This is a genomic window from Armatimonas sp. (assembly GCF_043760365.1).
GTDB lineage: Bacteria > Armatimonadota > Armatimonadia > Armatimonadales > Armatimonadaceae > Armatimonas.
The window spans coordinates 1-1598 of record NZ_JAYUPA010000526.1; the positions used below are offsets into that span (position 1 = coordinate 1).

At 60.0% G+C, this 1598-nt stretch carries 2 protein-coding genes; both read right to left on the bottom strand.

What is annotated here, in order from left to right:
* Positions 1-491 (bottom strand): threonine aldolase family protein (locus ACH2EH_RS12270; RefSeq protein ID WP_395142052.1); only part of this gene is annotated, 491 nt, incomplete at its 3' end.
* Positions 492-500: 9 nt separating this feature from the next.
* Positions 501-1598 (bottom strand): CocE/NonD family hydrolase C-terminal non-catalytic domain-containing protein (locus ACH2EH_RS12275; RefSeq protein ID WP_395142054.1); only part of this gene is annotated, 1098 nt, incomplete at its 5' end.

Sequence of the window (1598 nt, forward strand, 5' to 3'; positions counted from 1 at the left end):
TTGAGCCTGGCCTCGCGCACGGAAACCACCACATCGTCTAGCTCAGCCGTTGTCCAGACCGTGCCACCACAAAAGTTATGCGTGTTCTCCACGCACACCAGGCGAGTGGGCGGAAAGTAGGGGCCGCTAGGCCGAACTGCCGTCCGCACTTGATCTCCTGTGAAGACTCCCCGCGCCCCCGTCACCACGTCCAGCATGACGCCAGAGAGCACTGCGGGAGTCCCGCCCTCGAACAAGCGAATATGACACTGTTCGTGGCAGATCACCGAATCGCCCGGCTGCGTGTGGATCTTCAGCGCAATCTGATTAGCCATGGTCGCCGAGGGCAAAAACAGTGCCGCTTCTTTGCCGAGCTTCTCCGCTAGAAAGTCCTGGAGCGCCTGCACCGTCGGGTCTTCCCCAAAGTGATCGTCCCCAACCTCCGCCGCCGCCATCGCCGCCCGCATCGCCGCCGTCGGCTTAGTTTTGGTATCCGAGTACAGATCTATCATTGTGATTCGCTAACGATCTCCAACCGCACGCTTAAATGCGGCTGCCCCCCCCACGACAGGGAGGCTGATCCGAGTGGCATCAAGATCAACTGTCAGCTTCGTGCCAGCCTTGGGCCAGAGGGTGAATTCGCGATCACTTGAAAGGATCATCAGGCCAATGCGCTTACCGACAGGAATAATCTGGTCGTCGGGCTGGAGGTCGAAGGTGAGGGTCACAAACTCGCCGGGCTTCAGGGGCGTGCCGCGATCCATCGCGTGGAAGTCGCCGCCCTTAGTGAGTGACTTCGCATTTTGAGGATCGGCCCAACCGCGCGTGATGAGGTTTGTCGTCCCTATGCGGCCATCAACCCAGGGGAGCTGAACGAGATAGACGGAGAGGTTTGCAGCAGCGGCGCTTGACGCCAACCGAATAGTCACGCGCGCCGTGCCGGAGAGGTGAAGCGGCTCGGCGAGCTCTGGCGTGGAATAGATCAGTCGGTTGGGAGAGTCCGCTGCCTGCACAAGTTTTGTGGCATCGAGGGAAACATCGTCGGTGAGCTCCTCCTTACCTTGATTGCCCGCCTTCTTGAGCGAAAGGCTTCCTACCGTCTTGCCGCCAGGAGAGATAAAGAGGGTAACGGGTGTGGCATCTGGGTTGGGATAGTTCGCGTAGGCCGTCGGCTCTGGTCTGCGCCCTGCTCCGGGCTCCTGCTCTCGCACGATGTAGGCTTTGGGGCCTTTCTCGACGCCGTTTTCCACACCGTAGAGAAAGCGTGTGAACCACTTGTTCATCAGTTCTAGTGGAGGATCGCCACCATGCCCGCCTTGGTGGAAGTACTGCACAAGCGGAACTCGGCCCTTGAGCGCCTCGCTGATTCGAACGCTGTGCTCCGGCACCACGTTCCAGTCGTTGAAGGCGTGCGCCATGAGCACCGCACACTTGATGTTTTTGGTGAACGGGAGCAGATCATGCTCGGCCCAGAACGCATTGTAGTCGCCTGTGCGCCGGTCTTGCCCCTTGGCGAACTCACCGTCACGGTAGAGCCTGTCGCCCGCTTCTCGTCGCGCGGGATCGCCGCTGTTGATGAAGTCGTAGAGGGAGTCTATGTCCTCGCCTAAATAACCGCC